Raw genomic sequence first — 20,400 nt, 5'->3', positions numbered from 1 at the left:
AAACCAACCAAAAGAAAGGAGTTCTTTTCATGACTAGCTTACACAAAAACCAAGTAAAATTCAATTCAAATATCACTATTTCTCATACAGGTGGTCAATTATCGAGTGATTCGGGTCTCGTCCTAGTGAAAGAGCTGATGAACATCTTTGGTTTTTCTGAACTGGCTAAGCAACACATTCACATTGAAGACGAACGAGCGTATTTTACTCATGACAACTTATCCATACTTGAGCAGTTCATTATGCAATTAATTGCTGGTTACTCAGCTGATTCTGCAGCTAATCTCCTGAGACAAGATCCTGTGTTTAAAGCTGTTTTAGATAGGAAAGAACTCGCTTCTCAATCTTCACTTTTCCGATTTTTAGATCGACTATCTGAGGAGAATATCCATGAACTTCAAGCTTTGAACCAAGAACTTATCGATAAAGCACGCCTCATCCGTAATGATACGGAATTAATCATTGATTTAGATTCGACCCATTCAGATACATTTGGTCACCAAGAACAAACGAATTATAATACACACTACCAAACCTATGGTTACCATCCATTGGTAGCTTTTGACGGATTGACTGGTGACTTCTTAAAAGCTGAACTACGTTCAGGAAATCAATATACATCAAAAGGCGTAAAGGAGTTTCTCACACCTTTATTAGAGCACTATAATCACTCTCTACCAAACACTGACATCTTGGTTCGTGGAGACAGCGGGTTCGCTACACCTGATGTGTATGATTCGTGTGAATCAAAAAAGAGTCATTATGTTATTCGACTGAAGAATAATCGTAGACTAGGTCAAATAGCTGAGAAATCAGTACTTTATGGCGATAATCAAAAGTGGGAAGAACGAGAAGTTCAGTACTTCTCGACCACTTATCAAGCACAATCCTGGTCACAAAGTCGTCGCGTGTGTATACGCTCAACACGTGAAGCGGGCGAACTACTCTTTCGACATGAATTTATCGTGACGAATCTATCAGAAAATGTTTCTCCTGATACCATCTTTTCTCTCTATGCCAAACGTGGCACAATGGAGAACTTCATTAAAGAAGCGAAAGCTGGCTTTTACTTTGACAAAACAGACAGTCCTCGCTTTTTGGAGAATCATGTCCGAATGATGCTCAGCTTGATAGCTTACAACTTAGTCAACTTCTTAAGAACGATTGGCTTTGAAGAAGTCCAAAAGGGAATGACCATTCATTCTATTCGATTGAAGTTTCTGAAAGTTGCTGGGAAATTAGTCCAAACGGGTAGACGAGTCTATCTCAAATTATCTAGTTATCATGTGTATCAGAATGAATTCTACAGGGTCTTTGCTCGCCTGAGGCGAGCCAGTCAATGGATCTAATCCAACAATCTAACGATTTTTTTACTGGGAAGTTATCCAGGGAGAAGTATGCTCAAAATGCCTTACACCCAAAATTTATTCCTCAATATTTTTGAACAGTGAATGTTTGAAGTAACTTTTTAGTCAAAATCAGTTGATAGGGATATTAGTGATACATATTTCAATAAAATGTGCCAAAGAATTAAAGCTATGAATTATTCAGGCTCAATGTTAAAAAATAAATAAATGAGGTGCGGAATTGTCTAATACACAAAAAAATGATTTATCAGCTTTGCAAAATGGATCGGATATACGAGGAATTGCTATGCAGACAGTGGATAAGGAAGTCACACTGGCTAATCAAGTGATTGAAAAGATCGGATACGGATTTGCTGTATGGTTGAAAGAGAAAAAACACTTGGCTGTGGACAGTTTAGATAAACCCGTAAAGGTAGCGGTAGGACATGACAGCAGATTGTCTGGAGAACGGATCAAGACTGCTCTGATAGAGGCTTTAACAAATGCAGGAATCGATGTGGTTGACGTAGGTTTAGCGACTACTCCTGCACTTTTCATGGCTACTCAATATGAGCAATATGACTGTAAAGCTTCGATTATGATCACAGCCAGTCATCTACCGTTTGAATACAACGGTTTAAAATTCTTCACTGCCAGTGGCGGAGCTGAACATGAGGATATCGCTTATATATTAGAACATGCCGATTGGGATGCCGTAACTTGGGAGAACAATCAAGGTGTAACAATGAAAAAAAACTTATTGAAAGATTATTCGGCAGATTTGCGAAAAAAAATTTTCTCAGGTATCAAAACAGCATCTAATCCGGATATGCCGTTAAAGGGGAAACATATTGTAGTAGATGCCGGGAACGGTGCTGGTGGATTTTTCGCTACTGAGGTGCTTGAAAAATTGGGAGCCGATATTTCAGGAAGCCAATTTCTAGAACCGGATGGTCATTTCCCAAATCATGTTCCTAATCCGGACAATAAAGAAGCTATGGAAAGCATCAAAACTGCTGTATTAGAAAATAAAGCTGATATGGGGGTTATTTTTGATACAGACGTTGACCGTTCAGCGTTGGTAGACCGTAATGGCCAAGCAGTAAACCGAAATAATTTGATTGCTGTAATCTCTGCGATTGCTATCCAAGAAAATCCAGGAACAACAATCGTGACAAGTTCAGCCACATCAGAGCACCTAAAAGACTTTATTGAACAACTTGGCGGTCACCAAAACCGGTACATCACTGGTTATAGAAATGTGATCAATCAAGCTATCAAATTAAACCAAGAGGGTACTCATACATCAGTAGCTATCGAAACCAGCGGTCACGCTGCTTTGAAAGAAAATTACTTTTTGGATGATGGGGCTTATTTGATTGCGAAAATCTTAATCGCTGATGCAGAAATGGCTGTTGATGGAAAAAACTTCTCTTCCTTGTTGGAAAACTTAAAACAGCCTGTTGAAACGGATGAAGTCCGCTTTAAAATCACTACAGACACCGTTCAACAAACGGGAGAAACGGTTATTGAGGCATTCAGCAAGTTTATTCAAGAGGCGCCTGATCTGGAAGTGGAGCCTGATAACTTAGAAGGCGTTCGTGCTAACACATTGGGAAGATATGGATCAGGCTGGCTGCAAATGCGCATGAGTTTGCATGAGCCGTTACTTGTGCTATATTTTGAAAGTGATCAAAAAGGTGCTATAGCTCAATTGAAAAATGATCTGAAATCATTTTTCACGGAGCAAGAGGGCATCGACACATCAAGTCTGTAGAAAGAAAACAATCAAGAGAAGGAAGTGCTGAAATGGTTAAACCTTTGACAGAAAGTATTACATTATATAATGGAGTAGAGATTCCAAAATTAGGTCTGGGCGTCTTTTTAATGAAAGATGAAGAAGAGCTTGTGGAAGCAGTAAAAGCTGCTGTAGAAGTAGGCTATCGCCACTTTGATACGGCTAAAATTTATGGAAATGAAGAGTACTTAGCTAGAGGATTAAAAGAGTCCGGTATTTCCAGAGAAGAAATTTTCTTGACGTCTAAAGTTTGGAACTATGATTTGGGGTATGAGCAGACAAAAATTGCTTTCCAAGAAACATTGGACCGCTTAGATACAGATTATCTAGATTTATATTTGATCCACTGGGCAGCACCAAAATATGCAGAATCGTGGAAAGCATTGATTGAATTGTATGAAGAAGGACGAGTAAGAGCTATCGGTGTTTCAAATTTCCAAATCCATCATTTAGAAGATTTGAAAAACCAAGAGTTGATGCAGCCAATGATCAATCAAATCGAAACTCATCCAGAATTCCCGCAAAACGAGCTGCATGAATACATGAAAGAAAACGGTATTGTCCATGAAGCTTGGGGGCCATTAGGACAAGGAAAAACAGACTTGTTCCAACAACCGGTCATTCTTGGACTGGCAGACAAATATGGAAAAACACCTGCTCAAATCATTTTACGTTGGCATTTGGAAAGAGGAGAAGTCATTATTCCTAAATCTGTTCGCGCTTCTCGCATTCAAGAAAACAGCGAAGTGTTTGATTTCAGTTTGACCAGCAATGAGATGGAATTGATGGCAACTTTAAACACGGGCACTCGCTATGGAAGCGACCCGGATGACCAAGAACGGTTGAAACAAACTTCTATCCGTCCTGAAAACTAGCAATCATTGAACTCTTCTGAGATTGAATACTTTTCAATCTCAGAAGAGTTTTTATTTGAAAAACTTAGGTAACAATAGAAAAAACAGTCAAATCACGAGAATCAGCAGAATAATGGTGCAACAGAAAACAGCTTGTATTTTTGTTTGACTTAGCTTACAATATCCATGTAGGTGCGTTAGGGCTAGTAAATGAATAATGGGTAAAAGAGAGTCTTTTATGTGCTGAAAAAAGGACCCCCGCTTATTGATTGAACCTTCCTGACAATACGTTATAGAAATATAACCGGCGTCCGCCGTTATCGGAAGTTGAGTTGGGTCAATGACCAATTAAGGTGGCACCGCGGATACATGATAGTATGTTTCGTCCTTTTCTAGGGATGGAGTATGCTTATTTTTTTTTGCACAAATGATAGTAGGAGGAATGAATAAATGAGTAATTTACAAAAAGAAGATTTTTCAGCATGGTATATCCAAACGATCAAACAAGCTGATTTGATGGATTATTCCCCAGTTCGCGGGTGTATCGTGTTTAAACCAGACAGTTATGAAATGTGGGAACACATTCAAGAAGAGTTCAACAAGCGTTTTAAAGAAGAAGGAATTCGTAACGCTTATTTCCCTATGTTGATTCCAGAATCTTTCTTTACGAAAGAAAAAGATCACATTGAAGGATTCAGTCCAGAGTTGCCGTGGGTAACTGAAGCCGCTGGAGAGCCTTTGGAAGAGCGTTTAGCTTTACGTCCAACTTCTGAAACAATGATCGGGACTGCATTTAGTGATTGGGTAAATTCTTACCGCGATTTGCCAATGCAAATCAACCAATGGGCAAACGTATTCCGTTGGGAAAAGAAAACTTTGCCATTCTTGCGTACGTCTGAATTCTTATGGCAAGAAGGACATACAGCACACGAAACAGAAGAAGATGCTCGTATCCGTACAATGCGCATGCTTCAAGTTTATAAAGAAGTTATCGAAGGATTGTTAGCTGTTCCTGTATACGAAGGACAAAAAACACCTTCTGAGCGTTTTGCTGGTGCAGTGGATACATTCTCTGTGGAAGCTATGATGAAAGATGGAAAAGCTGTTCAAGCTGGAACTTCTCATTATATGGGAACTAAGTTTGCTGAAGCTTTTGACATCAAATATTTGAACCGCGACAACAAACACGTATTAGCACACACAACTTCATGGGGAGTTTCTACACGTTTGATTGGCGCTTTAATCATGACACACGGTGACGAACAAGGATTAGTATTGCCGCCAAAAGTAGCCGCAAAACAAATCGTTCTTTTACCTGTAGGACCATGGAAAAAGAAACCAGAAATCGTAGAGAGATTAGCTGTTTTAGAAGAGCAATTAAAAGCTAAAGGATTCCGCGTAGTCTTAGATGATAGCGACAACTCGCCAGGTTTCAAATTCAACGAATGGGAACTGAAAGGTGTTCCAATGCGTATTGAATTTGGTCCTAGAGATATGGAAAACAATCAAGTAATGGTTAAAATGCGTGACTTAGCAGATAAAGAAGCTGTTTCTTTAGATGATATCTTAAATTACGTGCCGGAAGCTCTAGAAATCATGCAACAACGTTTGTTGGAAACGGCTCGTGAATTCCGCAAAGAAAACGAGTATACAACAATCGATACTTTAGATGAGTTAAAAGCTCATATCGAAGAGAAAAAAGCTGCTGGAGAAACTCCAGGATTTGTATTAGCTGGCTGGGACGGCGAATTAGAATCAGAAGCTAAAATCAAAGAAGAAACAGGATTTACAACACGTAATATCCCATTCAACCCACCAGTAGAAAAACAAACCTGTATCGTAACAGGAAAACCAGCCAAACACACAGTATGGCTAGCAAGAGCTTATTAAGAAAGAGCGTGGAGTAAAGCGTTCAGCCTATCGATTATAAGAAAAAACCAACAGACAGGTGCTTTTTACCTGACAGTTGGTTTAGGCTTATAGACGCATAGGCTGCTTTACGCAACGCGTCTAAAACCAAAGCGTGGAGTAAGGCGCTTAGTTCGACGTACACTTCATAAAAATGGAATTAGGGTGTTTTTCCCTAAGTTCCATTTTTTGAAAGTGATAGGCGAACTGCCTTACGCAACGCGTCTAAGAAAGAGCGTGAGAAAACCGTTCAGACTTCCGTGATTTTCATGCACTCTTTTTAGTCAGGCGTTTTTCCTGACAAAAAAGAGTGCAGAAAATGCAGAAAGACTGGTTTTCACAACGCGTCTAATAAAGCAGCACCCAAAAAGTTCGTTTGAACTTTTGAGTGCTGCTTTTTTGATTATTTATCAGTCATTTCATCAGCAATCGTTTTTACTGGCGACCAATGCCATTGGAAGCCGTCTTTTTTCAATAAATACATGCTTTCTATCGGACCCATAGAGCCGCTTGGATAATTAGGGAATTCCATAGTGGTTTCGTCCCACGCTTCTCTAATGCGATCGACAAATTCCCATGAACCAGCTACTTCATCCCAATGTGTAAAGTTTGTCGCATCACCATTCAGACAATCCAAAATAAGTTTTTCATAAGCTTCTGGATTATTGGCAGTTTCTTCGGCAGAACGAATGCTTGTTAATTTGATCGGTTCAGCTTTCATTCCAGGACCAATTTTCTTAGCATTTAACTGTAAAGAGAACCCTTCAGTTGGAGAAATGAAAATAGACAAAACATTTGGTGGGAGAGGTTCATCATTTTCTGTTTGGAATAATTGATGAGGGATATTTTTAAATTCAATATCGATTTGAGTGCCTTTTTCAGCTAATCGTTTACCCGTACGAATGTATATTGGGACACCCGACCATCTCACGTTATCGATAAATAATTTTCCAGCTACAAAAGTTTCTGTTTGAGAATCTTCTGCCACATTTTGTTCTTCACAATAACCGTGCAACGTTTCTCCATTAACGGTACTATGTCCATATTGGCCGCGCACAAAATTCAAACGGACTTCATCTTTAGAATACAAACGCAATGCACGTAATGCTTTAATTTTTTCTTGTCTGATTTCATTATCATGCATGATAGAAGGAGGCTCCATAGCCAACAAAGCAACGATTTGTAAAACATGGTTTTGGACCATATCTCTTAAAGCACCACTTGTGTCGTAATAACCACCACGTTCTTCAACACCTAAGGATTCGCTAAGGGTTACTTGGATGTTATTAATGTATTGGTTGTTCCACATTGATTCGATCAATTGGTTTCCAAAACGGACAGTTGAAATGTTCTGCACCATTTCTTTTCCTAAATAATGATCAATACGGTAAATCTGATCTTCTTCAAAAGAAGAGCGGATATGAGTATTCAACTCTAAAGCACTTTGGTAATCATGGCCAAATGGTTTTTCAATGATCAGACGATTGAAACCAGTTGAAGTGATCAATTGTTGCTCTTTAATGTTTTCAGCGATGATCCCAAAAAAGTTAGGGGACATAGCTAAATAAAACATACGATTGCCTTCTAATTGATATTTATCATCTAAACGGTCAGCTAGATTTTTTAATGTTGTATAATGCTCAAGATCTTTTACATTATGAGATTGATAGTAAAAATGGCTGGCAAATTCTTCAGCTTGTTCTTTAGTATCAGCCAGATCCTCAACTTTACTTACAACAACTTCTCGATAATATTCGTCGGACCATTCTCTTCTGGCAGTTCCAATAACCGCAAAGTGCTCATTCAAATAGCCGTTTTTATATAAGCGATAAAGGGAAGGGTACAGCTTGCGGTTCGCCAAGTCTCCTGTTCCGCCAAAGATGATAAATAGAGCTTTTTTTTCTTTAGTCACTCCAATAAAACCTCTCTTTCAAGTAATCCTTAAAAAATGAAATACTTACTTTTTGTCTTTACTTTGTTTCCATTTATTGTACTTTTTTCTGTGAGCAGAATCAATCATTCTATTCGAAACCGAACTGTTTATTTGTTCTCTCCAAACAGATGATATACATACTCTTTTAAAAAAATCATAACATCTTTATTTTACCATAGGCTGACGATAAATCCTAAGAGAGAAACAACTTTTTGCCTTGTTTATTTACTTGTCTATCTGCTGAAGAGAGGACTTATCTCAAAAGGATGTAGGGTATTCCTTTTAACTGGAAGTGATTTTCGCGTATACTTTAGGAGAGATCAATAAACAACGAGGTGGGAAAATGGATGTACTTTATTTGGTTTTTGCGTTAGTCAGTATAGTTTTCATGACAGATGGTATGCTCCTTAAGACAGAAAAATTCCAAAAACTGATAGCTCAATGGATCAAAAAACAGGATGCAGCAGGAATCGTGTCGCTTGTCAGTACTCTTTTAGTCACTACAGGAGCGGTCGGACTTATATGGTCAGCAGTTGGCTATCTGTTGTCAGAACAAGTGAGCGTAGAAGTCTTTATACTCATATACGTCGTGTTACTTATTATCCCAGGAGTCTTCTTAGCTAAGACTTTGAGGAGATACTATTAATGGAGGAAATAAAAACACTACCAGATAGAATTCTTATTTAGAAAAATAAGTATTTTGTGTTATACTATTCAAGATGCAAAGTCATAGAACTGTGAATATACGTTATTCTATATAAACGAATGAATGTGGTAAATTTGTGAAGTAGGCAAGTCTAATGAACACTAAAATAAAGCATCAACTTTACTATGTGAACTGAAAGATAGTGAGGAAAGAAAGAGGCGATACAATGGGACATCCATTTGAAAAATTTAATTTACAACCATTTTTGATAGAAGCAATCGAAGAATTGGGATTCAAGGAACCAACTGAGGTTCAAGAGAGATTGATACCGGCTATTCAAAAAGGCAGAAGTGTTATTGGACAATCACAGACAGGATCTGGAAAAACACATACTTTTTTGCTGCCATTAATAAATAAAATTGATGCAACTCATAATGAAGTGCAAGTTGTTGTTACTGCACCTAGTCGTGAGTTAGCGGAACAGTTGTATCAAGCTGCTGTGCAGTTAGCTGAAAAATCTGATCCAGCAGTGATTGTACAGAACTTTGTCGGCGGAACAGATAAAAAACGTCAATTAAGCAAATTAACCAATACTCAACCGCATATTGCTATAGGGACTCCAGGACGAATCTTAGACTTGGTAAATGCTAACGGACTATTGGTTCATACAGCGCAGTACTTTGTAGTGGATGAAGCTGATATGACATTAGATATGGGATTCTTAGAAGACGTTGATAAGATAGCTGGAAAAATGCCGGACAAATTGCAAATGCTGGTTTTCTCTGCAACAATACCAGAATCATTGAAACCATTCTTGAAAAAGTATATGGAAAATCCTTTATTTGAACAAATCGCACCAAAAGATGTTATTTCACCATCCATTGAGAACTGGTTGATTTCGACTAAAGGTAGAGAACGTATTGATATCGTCTACCAACTGTTAACGATTGGACAGCCTTACTTGGCAATTGTTTTTGCAAACACTAAAGCAAAAGTAGAAGAAATCGCTGATGGCTTGAAATCAAGAGGATTGAAAGTGGCTACTATTCATGGAGATATTCCTCCGCGTGAGCGTAAACGGGTAATGAGACAAATTCAAAACCTTGAGTTCCAATATGTTGTAGCGACAGATTTAGCTTCTCGAGGGATAGACATTGAAGGAGTATCTCATGTCATTAATGCTGAGATTCCGAATGACGTAGAATTCTTTGTTCACCGAGTGGGAAGAACAGGAAGAAACAACATGAAGGGAATTGCCATCACGTTGTATGCTCCAAGTGAAGAGAACTTTGTAAATGATATTGAGAAAATCGGAGTTACATTTGAACCAAAAACTATCTCAAAAGGCGAGATTAAAGAAACTTATGACCGTCAACGTCGTGAGAAGAGAACAGATACAGCAAAAGACACGTTGAGTCCTTCTTTACGCGGTTACGTGAAAAAGAAAAAGAAAAATGTTAAACCAGGATACAAGAAAAAAATCAGTCGTGAAATCAAAAAGAACAACCAAAGAAAACGTCGGATTGAGAAAAACCGTGGAGAGAAATCAAAGAAAAGTTAAGCAAGTTTTGACTACTCTCGAAAAAACAAAAACAGCTGATCAAAAGAAGACTCTTTTGATCAGCTGTTTTGACATTAAAAAAGGTCTTGAGAATTTCTCAAGACCTTTTTGGTGTATTTAATCGCGTTCTTTAAAACGATCTATTCATTTTACGTAAAATGAATTTTTGGATTTCAACGACTACAAGGATTGTTACTGAAAGCCCAAAAGCAATGATCCAATGAGTCAAGCTGAGTTCTACTAAGCTGAAGATACCAGCTAAAGCAGGGACTAGACCAACAACTGTCAATAACACTAACGACAAGATTGCCAACCAGAACAAGCTTTTATTGGATGTTACACCAGCTTTGAAAATAGATTCTTTTGTTCGAGCATTAAAAATGTGTAATACAGATGACCAGCCTAAAATCATAAAGGCCATTGTTTGACCGACTTCGTGACTTGCTGTGATAGCAGAGTCAATATCAACAAACGAACCAATATAGAAACCAATCAAGGTAGTAATTGTGAAAGTCAAAGCAGCAACAGCGATGTTTCTATATCCGCCCTTTGCAAAAATACTTTCGCCTTTACCAATCGGATCATTTTCCATGATCGTTGGATCGGATGTTTCTCTACTAAGAGCAAATCCAGGAATACCATCAGCTACAACGTTGATGAACAACAATTGAATCGCAATAACTGGTAGACCCCAGCCCATAATAACAGCAATCAGCATAATCAAAATTTCAGAGATGTTACAAGATAATAAGAAGTAAACAGTTTTTTTGATATTCTCGTAAACACGACGTCCTTCTTCAACAGCATGTACGATCGTATCGAATTTATCATCCGTCAAAATCATATCAGATGCGCTTTTTGCTACTTCAGTACCTGCAATTCCCATTGCTGTACCCACATCAGCGGCTTTCAAAGCAGGAGCATCATTAACACCATCTCCGGTCATAGCGACAACTTCACCATGTGATTGCCAAGCTTCAACGATACGGATTTTATCTTCTGGAGACACACGAGCGTAAACCGAATAGTCACGAACGTTTTTCTTCAATTCGTCATCCGAAAGTTTGCTTAATTCAGCACCTGTGATGGCTTTGTCGCCTTCTTCAAAGATACCGATTTGTTCAGCAATAGCCGAAGCAGTAGCTGCATGGTCACCAGTAATCATAATCGTTTTGATACCGGCTGATTTAGCTTCTTTAACAGCTTGAATACTTTCTTCTCTCGGAGGATCAATCATCCCTACGATTCCAGCAAAGACAATGTCACTTTCCAGCTCATCAGGTGTTAAATCTTCAGGAAGTTCATCATATTTCTTATACCCTACAGCCAAAACGCGTAAAGCATCGTTAGCAAAAGAATCGTGAATCGCTCTAGCTTCCTCTCCTACATCCTCTGTAGTAGAAGAAGAGTTGATAGGCAGACGGTCAAAAGCACCTTTAGTAATAGAAATATAGCCATCATCCAGCTTATGAACAGTCGTCATTAATTTCCGTCCTGAATCAAAAGGAATTTCGTGAATACGAGGATAGTTCTGATCTAATTCAGGTTTAGGTAAACCTTTTTCTTGCAACAAGCGGATAATCGCCGTTTCAGTAGGGTCACCGCTGATGATTTCTTCGCCATCTCTGTCTTCAATCGCAGCGTTAGAAGCTAAACTCATCATTTTGAGCACCCATTTTTCATCTTCGCCAAAATCACTTTCTGCATCAATTGGTTTATTAGGGTAAGCCCACAATTTTTGAATCGTCATTTTGTTTTGTGTTAATGTCCCTGTTTTATCAGAAGCGATCACAGAAGCACTACCTAAGGTTTCTACCGAAGGAATGGTTCGGATGATAGCATTTCGATCCACCATGTTCTGAACACCATATGCCAATGAAATCGTAACAATGACAGGTAACGTTTCGGGAACTGCAGCAACAGCCAGAGACACAGCAGTCATCAAACTATTGATGAATTCTTCTCCTTGGAAAAAGCTTAAGGTGAAAATAATCGCACCAGCAATCAGAGCCAACAAACTAATTTGTTTGCCTAATTGATCCATTCGTTTTTGCAATGGAGTTTTTCCAGAAGTTGTACGGTTCAGTAAACCGGCAACAGCTCCCATTTCTGTATCCATACCAGTAGTGACAACTACGGCTTTAGCACGACCGTTTGTGACTAATGTACCTGAGAAGACTGTATTGAATACGTCACCTATAGGACTGTCCGGTTCGATATCAGCATTTTCGTCTTTATCTACAGGAACACTTTCACCAGTCAAAGCAGATTCTTCTACTTGCAGATCGCTGCTATTAAGAATACGCGCATCAGCTGGAACTAAGTCGCCTGATTCGATCAATAAAATATCTCCAGGTACTAAATCAGCTGCAGGAACAACTTCTTCTTGACCGTTTCTCAGTACTCTGGCTTGTGGAGCTGACAAACCTTGCAAGGAGGCCAAAGCTTTTTCAGCTTTCCCTTCTTGTCGAATAGCCAAGACCACATTCAAGATAACAATAGAGAAAATAACGATTGGTTCAGAGAAATCATCGGGGTGTTCCGTAATTGCAATATAAGTGGAGATAATACCGGCTAAAATTAGAATAATAACCGTAACATCTTTAAGTTGATGAAAAATTTTTGAAAACAGTGATTCGCTTTCTTCTTCATCGAATTGATTGAGACCGTATTTTTCTTTGTGCTGGTCTACTTGTTCAGGGGTTAATCCTTTTTCTGTGTTGCTGTCAAATTGATCTAAGATAGTATCTAACTTTTCGGTTCTAAAATCCATAACATTTCTCCTTTTTTGTATAGTGTTTGTACAACTTTAAAAGACTAAGAAATTAGGCTACTGATTTGTCCGCTATAAGAATAACTAAAGCAAGCAGTAAAAGAGAAGGCAACTACCAAAATGAGGACAATTCTTTTTGCAATCCTGTGACTGAAGAACCTGTTTTTTTGTTAAGCAGGAAACTTCGATCGGTTTTATGAATATAATAATTATATACCCATAGAATGGGTAAAACAAAATGATTGAATCTGTGTAAAATTGACCAGCACTAGATTATCTGCAACACATAAAGTGTTTTTATCTCATTAAGACATATGTTGGGTTTCTATCAGAAGTGTTCAACTAGTTCTAAGACATTAACTAGTGTAAAATTAAGAAAGGATTGTTAAAAAGTAGTAAACATTCAAGGGTAATGGATGGAAAACATCCGTTTTAAGGTAATAGTAGCCAATTCAGCTTTACTTTGTTAGTTCCTATATAAAATAAATCATCTATTGAACTTCGTTATCTAAGGGGTGAATGAAGTATAAGTCTTAGAGTAGAAGCGAAGTTGCGGAAAAGATCATGCAATTTAAAATAGTCTTTCAAAGGCGTACAGAATATTTAACGAGGTTCATCAAGAAGCAAGCACTCACTTGCTTGCTTACTTTTTAATTGTAACAAATACATAGGTGTTTTTCAAGGATTATGACTGAAAAAACTAAAAAAAAGAAGTCAAAACGTTGATTCCATTGATGAAACTCATAATGGTAGGCAAAAAAAGCGCAGATACCCGTTTGATGGGTTCTGCGCTTTTTAGGATAGATAAACCTATCTTGAAAGTTTCTTTATCGCTTTATAATAGAAGAAAACGGTAATGATCAATTGGATCTCAATTTGAAATAAGGGTTGGATATTAAATGCATTCAACAATGCAAAAAGAACTGTCGGCAGAGTAGAAGCGAATAAAACTACTTTCCAAGTCTCTTTAAACCGGATGGGCTTTCTCGTAATAGCAGCCACTAAATTTCCAAAAACGGTATACAAAAAATTGTAAATGACAATTAAGATGACTGAACTGATCCACAACAAGACAAAAGTTAACAATAGAATCAAAGGATTAGTATCTTGCATGTTTAAGATGATTTCTTTCATCGTGACAACGTTAAGACCGTTCAACTGACTATAAGGTATTTCCATCGGATAAAGAGGGATAGACAGATAGAGGTTTTTTTCTAACAAAGAAAATCCTATCGTATCATTAAAAACACGTCTGTCCATATCAGAAGGGCTGATTTTTCCATTTGGATCGAATGCAAAAATAATCGAATCTGTTTGATAAATAAAACTTTCATCTTGTTCTTCAGGAACAAGTTCGTCGTTTTCTATTTTAAAAGCTGGAATATTCTCTGCGATTTCCTGACCATCTTGAAGAAATTCATTTAACGTGCGAGTCGTTTCGATCCAAACCGGCAACGTAATGACAAAAGATAGAAATAAAATGTAGAAAATCGTCTTTCTGGTTTTGACATTTCTTGCTTCGACCAGTTGCTCTGGGCGAGATAAAGATGCTTTAAATAATTGAAATAATGAGATAACGATTCCTCCTTAGATAATTCGTACCATACTAGCTAATTGTAAACTGTTCTATAAATAAACTCAACTAGATAAAAAGAGAAAAAACTATTTTGAATGTGCTGGATAGTTTTTGCTCTAGAATAGACACCAGAAGATTTTTTAAATGGAATGTGACAAGTATATTCACATAATCGTCACTTTAAATTGTAATCGGTTATAAAAAATGTTAAATTATTATTAGTAAGCAAAATATTTTATTATATGGAGGAATGACACAATGGCTTTTGAATTACCAGAATTACCTTATGCATACGATGCTTTAGAACCACATATTGATGAAGCAACAATGAAATTACATCATGACAAGCATCATGCGACTTATGTAGAGAAAACAAACGGGGCACTTGAAAAACACCCTGAGTTAGCTGAAAAAACAATCGAGGAATTGGTTGCTGATTTACAATCTATTCCTGAAGATGTTCGTACAGTGATTCGCAATAACGGCGGCGGTCACGCTAACCATACTTTCTTCTGGGAAATCTTATCTCCAAATGGTGGCGGAGAGCCTACAGGTGCTCTAAAAGAAGCTATCGAAGAAACTTTTGGAAGCTTTGACAAATTCAAAGAAGAACTGTCTGCAGCAGCAGCTGGTCAATTTGGATCTGGTTGGGGTTGGTTAGTATTGAACAACGGCAAACTTGAAGTTACTTCAACTGCAAACCAAGATTCTCCATTAACAGAAGGTAAAACACCGATTATTGGAGTGGATGTATGGGAACATGCATACTACCTAAACTACCAAAACAAACGTCCAGCATACCTTGAAGCATTCTGGAATGTTGTAAACTGGGAAGAAGCAGGCAAACGTTACGACGCTGCTAAATAAGAAAACAAAAAGACAAGAAACTGATTTTTCAGTTTCTTGTCTTTTTTATTTTATTGAGTTAAATAGAGTTTTTCTTTGCACATAGAACGTCATTCCCAACAATACAATCGAAATCAATGTGAGGATAAACCCTTCAAAAAGGTAAGGCGTGCGGTAGGTGAATTCTACTCGATGAGTTCCAGATTGTATCGGGACGCCTAATAAACTATCTACTACTTTTTCCGTTGGGGCGGGATTGCCGTCTATAGAAACAGACCAACCTGTACTGTAAGGGATCGTGGTCATTAAGAAGTTTTGATTGTCTTGAATTGTGACCACACCTTCAATATGTGTATTACCGTATTCTTCAACTTTCATTCCTCCAGACTGAAGAGTAGTGATTGATTCCATAAAAGCTGAGCTGTCCAGACGGTACAATTGTATATCTTCTAAAGAAATAGAATCTTGTACCAATTCCAATTCAAAGGTCATCGTTTTTCCATAATCGTTATTAGCGATATTGTAGACCAACGTTTCGTCTGAGCTGTCATAAAAAGCATACGGTTCACCATTCAAGGTTAATTTCACTTCATCTTCACCTATCACTGATCCCATAGTTAAATAATATGCATCATTGGTCTCTGGTATGAATTGGAATTTAACAGAAGCCTTTTTAGTGTGATCATCGATAGAGACGGTAGGTTCAAAACTAGATTCTGACAACAATAGATTTTGGTAAATGGTACTCGTGAAATCTTCTGGGAAGAAGTAAGTCGTTGTTTTTCCTTTCCCGACTAAAGCATTCAACAGATTTTCTTGCATTTCGATAGGACGTTTTCTTTGCAGATAAAGCGAAGAAACGTTGTCTGAACTGCCGAAAGCAATCGGCAAAGCATAAGGGTTCTTATACAATAGAATCTGGTTGGTTGCTGCAATTTTTTGATAATCATTTAAATCGGGTTTCGTCTGCTTCAACGTAAATTGATATTTGTCTGTATTGGTTGAAGTTTTAGAAAGAAGCGGAAAGTCTGATTCGATAGTATCGTATCTAAAATGATCTAGTTTTAAAGGTAAAGAAGTTTTTTCAATTAAAGCAGGAATGTCTTCTTGATCAGACCAGTACAAGTCATTTTGTTCACTTGCGTAGTATTTGATGCCAAATAGTGCGTCTGTTAAGAGGGTACCATTCGAGTACGTCAAAAAACCTCCTCCAACTGGATTCCCTAGTCGGCCAAACAATTCTGGTACCGTACTCTCAAATGTTGAACTGAAATGAGTGATACCATTGAAATCAGCTTGAAAGCTGTCGTTTTTAGTTCTTACAAACGTTTTTTCCAGTCGATAGAAATCATCGTCATACTGCTTGAACCAATCAGACATTTGCTGTTGACCTTGCTGATACACCGTAAAAGAGTCTTGATCGACGTAGCTTAGGCGAGACAAAGAAATACCTGCGTTTACTGTCATTTCGATACTCGTTACTAGGAACAGCACCAATCCCATCCATTTGTATTGTTGCGGCTGTAGGATTAATAATAAAAGGACCAAATATATAAACAGCAACGTAATAATGATTTGAATAGGAGTAAGGAAATCGAACTCTTTAGAGTACACATAAATTCCAGTACCTGTTGCAACAATCATGGTCAAAAAAGTTGCCAGAGGGCTGACACCTTTTAATTTAGTAAAGCTTCGATAGCCTAATAACAATAAGAAAAATGAAACGACGAATGAAAATCGGTAAGGATACCAGTTAGGATACTGCATAGCATGCCATATTTTATTCATCGCACTGATATTCATTGAAAAAACAAAAAAGCTGGTTATGAAAAGTGCTGCCAGCCGTTCTTTCAAGGGGATTAAACGGTTGAAAAAATAAAAACAGAAACACAATAAAGCTAGGCTGCCAATAAATAAGTTAGGGTAGCCTGATGGCATTTGATCAAAATTAAAGGCACCTACAAAAAATTTGGACACTATTTCAGTAACAGGATAATCTGTTTCCCATTTTAGATCTAATTTGGTGTAGCTGGCTTTACCAACCATTAGAGAATGTAAGGTAGGCAACAGCAAAACAGCAGATAATCCTCCAGCTAATAAAGAATACCAGGTAAACAGAAGACTGGTTTTGATTCTAGCAACCACTTTGTCTTTTTTTTCTGTGATAGCTGAATCATCATAGCTGATCAATCGGAAAATAAAGTAGCAAACCAAGAAGAAACAAATCATATATCCTATGTAATAGTTAGCAAATAATGCAAGAGCCAAGCATATAGAGTAAAACAACCCTTTTTGTTCTTTTATCAAGCGTTCCAGCCCAAGAATAATGAGAGGCAGAAAAATCATTCCGTCGAGCCACATAATGTTGAACTGGTTGACGATAGTATAGCCCATCAAGGCATAACTGGTAGAAAAGGCGACGATAGTAAAATTGTCTCCGTCAAACTGTTTCTTCAGCAAATAAGCAAAGCTCCAGCCTGCTAAACCATATTTGATCATTGTCAAGACAGTAACGGCTAAAGAAACTTGATGATGAGGAAATAAAAGGAAAATCAAGTTCAACGGGCTGGCTAGATAGTACGCCCACAAGCCTAACATGTCTCCACCAATAGCTTTGGAAAAAGAATAAAACAACCCGCTTGGATCTTCAAGCAGTGTCCTACGATAATAAGCAAAAAAATCAACATATTGTTGTCCTAGATCAATGGTTAATACTGTTTCATTTCCAAATGGATACACGCCTTTAATAGCATGAAGAATAGACATGATCATAAAAGGAACTAAAAATGCTAGAAATAATGGCCATTGCTTTTGAATAAGCAAGCCGAGTCGGTTTTTCATTAGTGATCACCTCATAAAAATTGCTTACTCATAGAATAGCATACTCTAGTAAGAGAAATAATCCATTATGCTAAAACTTTTTAAAAGAACGTGCTGGAAATTGTGTTAAAAGTTTAAAACTTTCTTCAGTTTATGGTTATAGCTGGAATAATCTGTTACAATATACGGAGTTCTATGTGATAGGAAGGTGTTTATTTGAAATCGAATCAAAAGAAACAATCAAAGAGTAAGTCGCACATTCCTTTAAGGCTGAATATCTTATTTGCTGGTGTATTTGCTTGTTTCGCGATGCTTATATTGAGACTTGGTTATTTGCAAATCGTTAGTGGTGAAGAATTTGAAGCAGAAGTAGCTCGTACTGAAACAACTTTAGCGACGGGGAACGTACCTCGTGGAGAAATCTATGATGCTAATCATCGCAAATTAGTAGGGAATACAGCTGTTCAAACGATTACTTACACTCGTGGTCAAGGTGTCGCTTCAGAAGATATGGCTAAAATAGCTGTTGATCTAGCGTCTTTTATCGATATGCCTCATAAAGTGAGAGTAGGAGACGAAAAAGAATTTGATATTACACCCCGAGATCTGCAAGATTTTTGGTTGGTATTGAATGAAGAAAAATTAAATGAACGATTAACAGACAAAGAAAAAGAACAAAGCGGACCTGAATTTTATCAAACGCAAATTTCTAAAGTGACTGATGAAGATATCGCAGGGTTGTCTGATGTAGAAAAAGAGGCTGCAGCTATATTCAAGAAAATGAATGGAGCTTATGCGTTAACAACGATAAACATTAAAAACGACGGCGTAACGGATAAGGAAATAGCTTTAGTCAGCGAAAATCTTCATATGCTGCCTGGTGTTGATACTGGGACAGATTGGATCAGAAACTATCCGCAAGAAGGTATGCTGAAGAGTATTTTAGGGGAAGTTACTACAGAAGAAAAAGGCGTTCCAGAAAGTCAATTGTCCACTTATTTGGCTAAAGGATACGCGAGAAATGACCGTGTTGGAAACAGTCAATTAGAAAAAGAATACGAACCCGTTCTAAGCGGTTCAAAATCAAAATCGGAAACGCAAACCAATAACAGTGGAGATATCATTGAAACGATTGAACAATATGCTGGTGAAAAAGGCGACAACTTGGTTTTGACAATCGATATGGATTTCCAGAAAGTTGTAGAAGAAATCGCTATAGAATCATTGAGTGAAAGAGAAGGGTATAATGATCGAATCTTTATTGCTGCTTCTGATCCTCAAACTGGTGAGATATTAGCATTAGTGGGTAAAAGTTACAACTCCAAAACAGGTAAGGTTGAAGATGTATCATTAGGAAACATCAATCAGACTTATTCAATGGGATCTGCTGTTAAGGGAGCTACAGTTTTAGCTGGTTATATGGACGGCGCTTTAACATATGAAGACAATGTTATGGTCGATGCTCCTTTGAGGTTAAAGAGTACCCCCTCAATCAGTTCTGTATTCAACCGAAGTGGTAGTGTGGCATTAAATGACATTAAGGCTTTAGAAGTATCATCTAACGTTTATATGGCTAAATTAGTGCTGCGAATGGGTGGGCAAGACAATGTCGTTCAAAATGGTTCGGTATCTATTAATGCAGCTCAAACAATTGACAAATTAAGAGAGTATTTTAATCAATTTGGACTTGGTATGGAAACTGGTATTGATTTGCCTGGAGAAAGTACTGGACTTAAGGGGAACACTCCAAATGGAGGATTAGCGATGTACTTTGGATTTGGACAGTATGACACTTATACTCCAATTCAATTGTTGCAATATGTGTCTACTATCGCTAATGGTGGAAATCGAATTGCTCTTAGATTAGTAGATGAGATTTGGTCAACTGGAGAAGATGGACAATTAGGGGCTATCGAAACTCAGCTCGAACCTCAAATACTAAACACAGTAAATGTCGATCCTAAAGCGATGGAAAGAGTACAACAAGGGTTTTACCAAGTAGTTCATGGTGCTAATGGATCAGCTCGCTCTCGCTTTATAGGTGCAGAGTATGAAGCAGCAGGTAAAACTGGAACAGCTGAGGCATTTTATGAGGGTAAATCCGTAACCAATAAAACATTTGTTGGTTACGCGCCCTATGATGACCCAGAAATTGCTATATCAATAGTGGTTCCATATTTGCCAAATGACAATACAAACTATGAAAATACAATTGTAGCTAGAAAAGTATTAGACGCTTATTTCAAAGTAGGCGAATTTAAAAATACTGCACCAGAAGATGTTGAAATCGAATCAGAAGAGGACTCTTCTGAAGATGAATAACAATAAAAAAACGTCCA

12 protein-coding genes are annotated in these 20,400 nt (G+C 37.7%); 8 read left to right on the top strand and 4 right to left on the bottom strand.

From position 1 onward, the window contains the following. Positions 1–29: 29 nt before the first annotated feature. The 4 genes from LMF32_RS12955 (at position 30) to proS (ending at position 5,888) form a co-directional block, all read left to right on the top strand. Entirely contained in the window at positions 30–1,349 is a 1,320-nt protein-coding gene (locus LMF32_RS12955; protein ID WP_230525003.1) for an IS1380-like element IS1678 family transposase, read from the top strand. Between the two features lie 238 nt (positions 1,350–1,587). Then, on the top strand, positions 1,588–3,123 hold the full coding sequence (locus tag LMF32_RS12950) for a phosphomannomutase/phosphoglucomutase (RefSeq protein WP_278046305.1): 1,536 nt from the start codon (positions 1,588–1,590) through the stop codon (positions 3,121–3,123). 32 nt (positions 3,124–3,155) lie between these two features. After that, positions 3,156–4,019 carry an aldo/keto reductase gene (locus LMF32_RS12945; protein WP_230525002.1) on the top strand — a complete coding sequence of 288 codons (864 nt, stop codon included), beginning with the start codon at positions 3,156–3,158 and terminating at the stop codon, positions 4,017–4,019. 429 nt (positions 4,020–4,448) lie between these two features. Further along, positions 4,449–5,888, top strand: coding sequence for a proline--tRNA ligase (gene proS, locus LMF32_RS12940; RefSeq protein ID WP_092481027.1), 1,440 nt, complete (start codon positions 4,449–4,451; stop codon positions 5,886–5,888). A 421-nt stretch (positions 5,889–6,309) separates the two neighbouring features. On the opposite strand, the gene zwf is transcribed toward proS, so the two are convergent. Beyond that, positions 6,310–7,818 (bottom strand): glucose-6-phosphate dehydrogenase, encoded by a 1,509-nt coding sequence (gene zwf, locus LMF32_RS12935; protein WP_230525001.1) that lies wholly within the window; start codon positions 7,816–7,818, stop codon positions 6,310–6,312. 364 nt (positions 7,819–8,182) lie between these two features. Between zwf and LMF32_RS12930 the strand changes: the two genes are divergently transcribed. Further along, on the top strand, positions 8,183–8,485 hold the full coding sequence (locus tag LMF32_RS12930; RefSeq protein ID WP_188204917.1) for a hypothetical protein: 303 nt from the start codon (positions 8,183–8,185) through the stop codon (positions 8,483–8,485). Positions 8,486–8,711: 226 nt separating this feature from the next. After that, entirely contained in the window at positions 8,712–10,046 is a 1,335-nt protein-coding gene (locus LMF32_RS12925; protein ID WP_092481024.1) for a DEAD/DEAH box helicase, read from the top strand. A 130-nt stretch (positions 10,047–10,176) separates the two neighbouring features. Here LMF32_RS12925 and LMF32_RS12920 read toward each other — a convergent pair whose 3' ends face one another. Both LMF32_RS12920 and LMF32_RS12915 read right to left on the bottom strand, forming a co-directional pair. Next, positions 10,177–12,819 (bottom strand): cation-translocating P-type ATPase, encoded by a 2,643-nt coding sequence (locus LMF32_RS12920; protein ID WP_230525000.1) that lies wholly within the window; start codon positions 12,817–12,819, stop codon positions 10,177–10,179. Positions 12,820–13,629: 810 nt separating this feature from the next. Next, positions 13,630–14,394 carry a DUF1189 domain-containing protein gene (locus LMF32_RS12915; RefSeq protein WP_347401934.1) on the bottom strand — a complete coding sequence of 255 codons (765 nt, stop codon included), beginning with the start codon at positions 14,392–14,394 and terminating at the stop codon, positions 13,630–13,632. 259 nt (positions 14,395–14,653) lie between these two features. Between LMF32_RS12915 and LMF32_RS12910 the strand changes: the two genes are divergently transcribed. Next, the gene (locus LMF32_RS12910; RefSeq protein ID WP_230524999.1) at positions 14,654–15,262 is read left to right on the top strand and encodes a superoxide dismutase; all 609 of its coding nucleotides are present in this window, start codon (positions 14,654–14,656) and stop codon (positions 15,260–15,262) included. Between the two features lie 45 nt (positions 15,263–15,307). On the opposite strand, the gene LMF32_RS12905 is transcribed toward LMF32_RS12910, so the two are convergent. Next, positions 15,308–18,082 carry a YfhO family protein gene (locus tag LMF32_RS12905; protein ID WP_230524998.1) on the bottom strand — a complete coding sequence of 925 codons (2,775 nt, stop codon included), beginning with the start codon at positions 18,080–18,082 and terminating at the stop codon, positions 15,308–15,310. Between the two features lie 195 nt (positions 18,083–18,277). On the opposite strand from LMF32_RS12905, the gene LMF32_RS12900 reads away from it, so the two are divergent. Beyond that, positions 18,278–20,383 (top strand): penicillin-binding protein 2, encoded by a 2,106-nt coding sequence (locus LMF32_RS12900; RefSeq protein ID WP_230524997.1) that lies wholly within the window; start codon positions 18,278–18,280, stop codon positions 20,381–20,383. The last annotated feature ends 17 nt before the right edge of the window (positions 20,384–20,400 follow it).

The sequence above is a fragment of the Desemzia sp. C1 genome (assembly GCF_020882875.1).
Lineage (GTDB): Bacteria > Bacillota > Bacilli > Lactobacillales > Carnobacteriaceae > Desemzia > Desemzia incerta.
This window is presented reverse-complemented; position numbering and strand designations above follow the sequence as displayed.

Bases quoted from the DNA above. Each gene is read 5' to 3' on its own strand.
- LMF32_RS12945 (WP_230525002.1), top strand. From the start codon at position 3,156: ATGGTTAAACCTTTGACAGAAAGTATTACATTATATAATGGAGTAGAG.
- LMF32_RS12910 (WP_230524999.1), top strand. From the start codon at position 14,654: ATGGCTTTTGAATTACCAGAATTACCTTATGCATACGATGCTTTAGAA.
- proS (WP_092481027.1), top strand. From the start codon at position 4,449: ATGAGTAATTTACAAAAAGAAGATTTTTCAGCATGGTATATCCAAACG.
- LMF32_RS12905 (WP_230524998.1), bottom strand. From the start codon at position 18,082: ATGAAAAACCGACTCGGCTTGCTTATTCAAAAGCAATGGCCATTATTT.
- LMF32_RS12930 (WP_188204917.1), top strand. From the start codon at position 8,183: ATGGATGTACTTTATTTGGTTTTTGCGTTAGTCAGTATAGTTTTCATG.
- LMF32_RS12920 (WP_230525000.1), bottom strand. From the start codon at position 12,819: ATGGATTTTAGAACCGAAAAGTTAGATACTATCTTAGATCAATTTGAC.
- LMF32_RS12955 (WP_230525003.1), top strand. From the start codon at position 30: ATGACTAGCTTACACAAAAACCAAGTAAAATTCAATTCAAATATCACT.
- LMF32_RS12925 (WP_092481024.1), top strand. From the start codon at position 8,712: ATGGGACATCCATTTGAAAAATTTAATTTACAACCATTTTTGATAGAA.